The 5,703-nt window shown below is 59.7% G+C and carries 5 protein-coding genes; 4 read left to right on the forward strand and 1 reads right to left on the reverse strand.

Annotated elements, in window-relative coordinates; genetic code table 11:
• Positions 1-488: 488 nt before the first annotated feature.
• Complete coding sequence (locus AWB78_RS41255; RefSeq protein ID WP_062612914.1) at positions 489-869, reverse strand: 4a-hydroxytetrahydrobiopterin dehydratase; 381 nt, start codon at positions 867-869, stop codon at positions 489-491.
• Between the two features lie 367 nt (positions 870-1,236).
• Here AWB78_RS41255 and AWB78_RS41260 point away from each other — a divergent pair, with 367 nt between their 5' ends.
• From AWB78_RS41260 to AWB78_RS41275, 4 genes are all read left to right on the forward strand, one after another.
• Entirely contained in the window at positions 1,237-3,048 is a 1,812-nt protein-coding gene (locus tag AWB78_RS41260) for a methanol/ethanol family PQQ-dependent dehydrogenase (protein ID WP_062612905.1), read from the forward strand.
• Positions 3,049-3,151: 103 nt separating this feature from the next.
• Complete coding sequence (locus tag AWB78_RS41265; protein WP_062612907.1) at positions 3,152-3,571, forward strand: c-type cytochrome; 420 nt, start codon at positions 3,152-3,154, stop codon at positions 3,569-3,571.
• Positions 3,572-3,633: 62 nt separating this feature from the next.
• Complete coding sequence (locus AWB78_RS41270; RefSeq protein ID WP_062612910.1) at positions 3,634-4,545, forward strand: substrate-binding domain-containing protein; 912 nt, start codon at positions 3,634-3,636, stop codon at positions 4,543-4,545.
• On the forward strand, positions 4,542-5,303 hold the full coding sequence (locus AWB78_RS41275; protein ID WP_062612912.1) for a hypothetical protein: 762 nt from the start codon (positions 4,542-4,544) through the stop codon (positions 5,301-5,303). Before AWB78_RS41270 ends, AWB78_RS41275 begins: the two co-directional genes overlap by 4 nt.
• The last annotated feature ends 400 nt before the right edge of the window (positions 5,304-5,703 follow it).

Consider the following 5,703-nt stretch of genomic DNA (forward strand, 5'->3'; position numbering starts at 1 on the left):
GCACGGTCTGACAAGCTAGAACCTTGAGGGCGCTGGTTCAGCACCAGATAGCTCCGGCACAGCGCTACGCGCTGCCGCTGGGTTTGCAAGGGAAACCGCCGGTGGGCGAATGCAGTGAGATGGAAGCGTTAGTAAAGATGCACGCGCATCCCCGATGGACCGGTCGGCCGCGAAGCGGGCTGGAGCTATTTGGCGCCTTACCAGTCAGTTAAGTGGTGCGATGTGACAGAGCGTGCGCGATCCAAGCCCGGTAAGGCCTATGAGGGCACTCGCTACTGCCGGACCACGAGAGTGCTTCTGTGCCGGGGCCGGTGTGAAGTACTTTGGATGGGGATAGCTGTTTCTTTGGTTACTTTCTTTGCAGCAGCAAAGAAAGTGACTGCCGCCCCGCACAGGGGCAGTGCAAATAGACCGACGCGAAAACAGGATTTCACGAAAGCCCAAGCGCAAGCCAAGCCGAAGCCGAAGCCGAAGCCAAACGACCAGCGTCAAGCGTCGTCATACTTGATATAGCGGAACCGCTGATCATCGGCAGGCGTGCCATCGAGAGGCCCATCTTCCTTCCCGGGTTGCCACTGGATAACTTCTTCGATCTTCGAAGCCAGAGCAAAGTCCTTATCGGTGATGCCCTTAGCCGCATGATTCTTGAGCTTGACGATGACAAACGCATAAGAAACGGTGAGATCCGGATGATGCCAGGCCGCCTCGGCCAGATGCCCCACGGTATTGACCACCATGAGCGTCCCCTTCCAGCTCTCCGTCTTGAACTTGCGCCTGATCCACCCATCCTCGAGATACCAGTGCTTGAGCACACCCGTCAGACGCTCCTTGACTTCCTCATCGGAATAAACCTTGTCAGTCTGAGCCATGGCGAAGCCTCCCAATAAAAGAATCCCGGAACAAAGCCAAGTATGCGCCAAAGAAAACATGCTGCAACGCGTCATGTCACGCGTTCCGCCGCTGTGTTCCATGCCGCTCACTTTTTCGCGTATTTGACACAGTATGTGTCGCCACCCGACATCGATCCGTCCGCGAACGACAGTGCGACACGTCCAATTCGCTTTTTAAGGCTATGCCAACAAAACCGGCATGGAATATGCAATTGGCCTCTCTACGCAAGAGTCCGGCTATGTACTGGACGAAGCGCCCCTCGTTACCTGCATGTGAAGGCGCGCACGATGCAAACCGGTAGCGTGGTCATCCCTGGGTCGGAGGCATCACCATTCTGGAGGAGACATGAACTTACGCACCCTGGTTCTTGGACTGGCGGTGGCAGCGACGGCAGGCCTGAATTCGTATGTCGCTCAGGCCGACTCGCAGCTCGACAGCCTGATCAAGAATCCCTCGAACTGGGCGGCGCAAGCGGGCGATTATTCGAATCACCGCTATAGCACGCTCAAGCAAATCAATGAAAACAACGTCGGCAAGCTACAGGTTGCCTGGACCATGTCGACCGGTGTGCTGCGCGGCCATGAAGGTTCGCCGCTCGTCATCGGCGACACGATGTATATCCACTCGCCGTTTCCCAACAAGGTCATCGCCATCAACCTGAAGGATCAGACCTTCATCTGGCAATACCAGCCGAAGCAGGACAATCAGGTCATCTCGGTGATGTGCTGCGATACGGTCAACCGTGGCCTTGCCTATGGCGACGGCAAGATCTTCCTCCAGCAAGCCGATACGAAGCTCGTCGCGCTCGACGCGAAGACCGGTGACGTCGTCTGGACCGCGCAGAACGGCGATTCGAAGAAGGGCGAAACCAACACCAACGCGCCGCACGTCTTCGGCGACAAGGTGCTGACCGGCATCTCCGGCGGTGAGTTCGGCGTGCGCGGGCGTCTCGTCGCGTACAACATCAAGGACGGCAAGGAAGTCTGGAAGGCCTATAGCACGGGCCCCGACAACGAAATGCTGTTCGACCCGCAAACCACGATGACCTGGTCGGACGGCAAGATGGTGCCGGTCGGCGCGGACTCGTCGCTCAAGAGCTGGCAGGGCGATCAGTGGAAGTATGGCGGCGGCACGACGTGGGGCTGGTACGCATGGGATCCGAAGCTCAACCTTGTGTACTACGGCTCGGGCAATCCGGGCACGTGGAACCCGACGCAGCGCCCCGGCGACAACAAGTGGTCGATGACGATCTTCGCCCGCGATCTCAACACGGGCAAGGCGAAGTGGGTCTATCAGATGACGCCTCACGACGAGTGGGACTATGACGGCGTCAACGAGATGATCCTCTCCGACCTGAACATCGGCGGCAAGAAGGTGCCGGCGATCGTTCACTTCGACCGCAATGGCTTCGGCTATACGTTGAATCGCGAATCCGGTGAACTGCTCGTCGCGCAGAAGTTCGACCCGGCGGTCAACTGGGCCGATAGCGTCGATCTGAAGAGCGGCCTGCCGATTCGCAACGCGGCGTATTCGACGCAGAAGGCCGGTCCGGATCACAACGTCAAGAACATCTGCCCCGCGGCGCTCGGCTCGAAGGACCAGCAGCCGGCCGCATTCGATCCGAACTCCAGCTTGTTCCTCGTGCCGACGAATCACGTCTGCATGGACTACGAGCCGTTCCAGGTCGATTACGTGGCGGGTCAGCCGTTCGTCGGCGCGACGCTCTCGATGTATCCGGGCCCGAACGAGAAGGGCGCGATGGGTAACTTCATCGCGTGGGATGCCTCGAAGGGCAAGATCGTGTGGTCCAAGCCGGAGAGGTTCTCGGTGTGGTCCGGCGCGCTCGCAACGGCCGGCGGCATCGCGTTCTACGGCACGCTCGAAGGCTATCTGAAGGCAGTGCGCATCAAGGACGGCAAGGAGCTGTGGAAGTTCAAGACGCCGTCCGGGGTCATCGGCAACGTGTTCACGTATCAGTTCCAGGGCAAGCAGTATGTCGGCGTGTACTCGGGTATCGGCGGCTGGGCCGGCATCGGCATGGCGGCGGGTCTCGAGAAGTCGACGGAAGGCCTGGGCGCGGTCGGCGGCTACAAGGACCTCGCGAAGTACACGGCGCTTGGCGGCACGCTCTTCGTGTTCGCGATTCCCGGAGGTTGAACCTCGTTGATGTGTTCTAGCTGATCGCAGCAACGCGCGGCGGCTGCAACGGCCGCCGCGCGGAAACACCCCATATACAAGACATGTTCAAGGAGTCAGACGTATGAAAGGCCGATCACTCTTGCTGCTGACGATGACGCTCGCCGCGTCGTCCGCTTCGTTTGCCCAGACGCCTCCGAGCCCTGGACAGATGAAACCGGTCGCCTATAAGGTCGTCGATGGCAACAAGGTAGACAGCGACACGCTGCAGGGCTGGAAGACATGGCGTGCACTTGCGTGCGAGCGCTGTCACGGGGCGAAGCAGGAAGGTATGGTCGGCCCGTCGCTGATCGATGCTTTCAAGACGCTGGACAAGAACGAATTCCATCGCACCGTGTTCGGTGGGCGTGTGGACAAGGGCATGCCCGATTTCAGCGCCAGCCAGATGATGCAGAAGAACTGGGAGAACCTCTACGCGTATCTGAAGGGGCGCTCCGACGGCAAGATCAATCCGGGCGACTTGCAGTCGATCGATGCAAAATAAGGACGTGGCATGCACCCAGTGCGGCTGACGTCCGATGATTGCTCTCACACCCGGAGGTATCGATGTCTGATCGTAATGCAAGCCGCGCCGCTTCGTTCCGATTCGTAGCCGTGCTATGCGCGGCATTCGCGACGTTCCCGGCGCAACAGGCAATCGCGCAAGGTGCGGGCGGCCCGCCGCCCAACCTGCCGAACAACGACGGCGCGGATGGCGTGCTGCGCGTATGCGCCGATCCGAACAACATGCCGCTCTCGAACAAGAAGGGCGAGGGCTACGAAAACAAGATCGCAAGCCAGATGGCGAGCGATTTCGGCTACAAGCTCGAATACACGTACTGGCCGCAGCGCATGGGTTTCGTGCGCAATACGCTGCGCGAGAAGGTGCCGCAGACGGAGCGCTTCAAGTGCGATCTGATCATCGGCGTGCCGAAGGGTTATGAGCTCACCGCGACGACGCGTCCTTATCTGCATTCCACCTATGCGATGGTGTTCCCGAACAAGCCGGAGTACGCGAGCATCAAATCGCCTTCGGATCTGACGAATCTTCCGCCTGAGCAACTGAAGAAGATGAAGCTCGGCGTCTTCGTGAAGAGCCCGGCGGTGGACTGGCTGCTCGGTCAGAATTTGATCGGTCAGGCGGTGTCGTATCAGGGGCAAAGCGGCGATCCCGAAGCTTTCCCCGGCGAGATGATCGAGCGTGATCTGGCGCAAGGCAATGTCGATGCGGCTTTCGTATGGGGGCCGATCGCGGGCTATTTCGCCAATCGTTCCGACAACAAGGTGCGCCTCGTGGCGTTCCCGGCGGGGCAGTCGATCCGTTTCGACTATGAGATTTCGATGGGCGTGCGTTACGGCGAGAAGGCGTGGCGCGACAAGGTCGATAACTGGATCGCTTCGAATCAGCCGAAGATCGATCAGATCCTGTCGAGCTATCAGGTTCCCATGTTGCCGTTGCAGCCGGTGCCCGCGCAATGAAGCGAACATACGGGGGGTTTCTTTGCGCGTGGGCGTTTGCGTGCGCCGTGCTGAACGTGTCGGGCGGCGCGGTGGCTGCGGACGCTCCGGCCGCGTCGGCGCCGGGCGCGGACATCAAGCCGGCCGAGCAATTGCTCTTCATGCAGTCGCACATGAATGGCGTCGAGCCGCAGACCGAACTCGATTATGCGGTGGATTATTCCGGGCCGCCTGCGAAGGTCAACGATACGCTGCGCGTGCTCGTCGTGAGTCCGGGCAACAGCAAGAACGACGCGCGCGTGACGGATCGAACCGGCAACGTCAATATTCCGGGCGGGCTGCCCTGCAATCCGGCGATCATTTATTTTCTCGAGCATGACATCACGGAGATGGAGCAGCTGACGGGCGGTCAGCGGCGCTATTTCCAGCAGCGCGTGAGGATGGCGCTTGCTGCGGGGCCTGCCATTACGCCTGTTTCGAGCGAGTCGCTCGGGCTCGGCAAGCATGCGAAGGCTCAGCAGATCGTCATTCAGCCTTATCTCAACGATCCTAATTCGGAGCGGTTTGCCAAGTACACGGGTAAGCGGTACACGTTCGTCATGGCCGATGACGTGCCGGGGCGGCTGCTTATGATTCGCACCGAAGTGCCCGGTGAGGGGAGTGATTTTGCTCATCCTCTGCAAAAGGAGACGATTGCTTATCGAGGGGTGCTCAAGAATATGAGCTCACCGGAGGGAGCGCCGGTGAAAGCGCCGAATGCGCCTCGGGCTAGTCGGTGATTTTATTGGTGTTGTTGTTTGTTCGCCGGATCCCGTTTTCGCGTCGGTCTATTGGCGTTGCCCCTGTGCGGGGCGGCAGTCACTTTCTTTGCTGCTGCAAAGAAAGTAACCAAAGAAACAGCTATCCCCAGCCTAGGCACTTCAGGCCGGCCGCGGCACAGAAGATGGCACGTGGTCCAGCAGTAGCGAGTGCCCTCATAGGCCTAACCGGGCTTGGACCGCGCACGGTCTGACAAGCTAGTTGTTAAAAGGCGCTGGTTCAGCACCAAATAGATCCGGCACAGCGCTACGCGCTGCCGAAGGGTATGCAAGGGAAACCAACGAACCACCGATGCAGTGAGATGGATGCGTAAGTAAAGAAGCACACGCATCCCCGATGGACCGGTCGGCCGCGAAGCGG

This window comes from Caballeronia calidae (assembly GCF_900044055.2).
Lineage (GTDB): Bacteria > Pseudomonadota > Gammaproteobacteria > Burkholderiales > Burkholderiaceae > Caballeronia > Caballeronia calidae.

What these genes read in the sequence shown, in the direction of transcription:
- AWB78_RS41255 (WP_062612914.1), bottom strand. Translation starts at nt 869, where the DNA reads ATGGCTCAGACTGACAAGGTTTATTCCGATGAGGAAGTCAAGGAGCGT.
- AWB78_RS41270 (WP_062612910.1), top strand. Translation starts at nt 3,634, where the DNA reads ATGTCTGATCGTAATGCAAGCCGCGCCGCTTCGTTCCGATTCGTAGCC.
- AWB78_RS41260 (WP_062612905.1), top strand. Translation starts at nt 1,237, where the DNA reads ATGAACTTACGCACCCTGGTTCTTGGACTGGCGGTGGCAGCGACGGCA.
- AWB78_RS41265 (WP_062612907.1), top strand. Translation starts at nt 3,152, where the DNA reads ATGAAAGGCCGATCACTCTTGCTGCTGACGATGACGCTCGCCGCGTCG.
- AWB78_RS41275 (WP_062612912.1), top strand. Translation starts at nt 4,542, where the DNA reads ATGAAGCGAACATACGGGGGGTTTCTTTGCGCGTGGGCGTTTGCGTGC.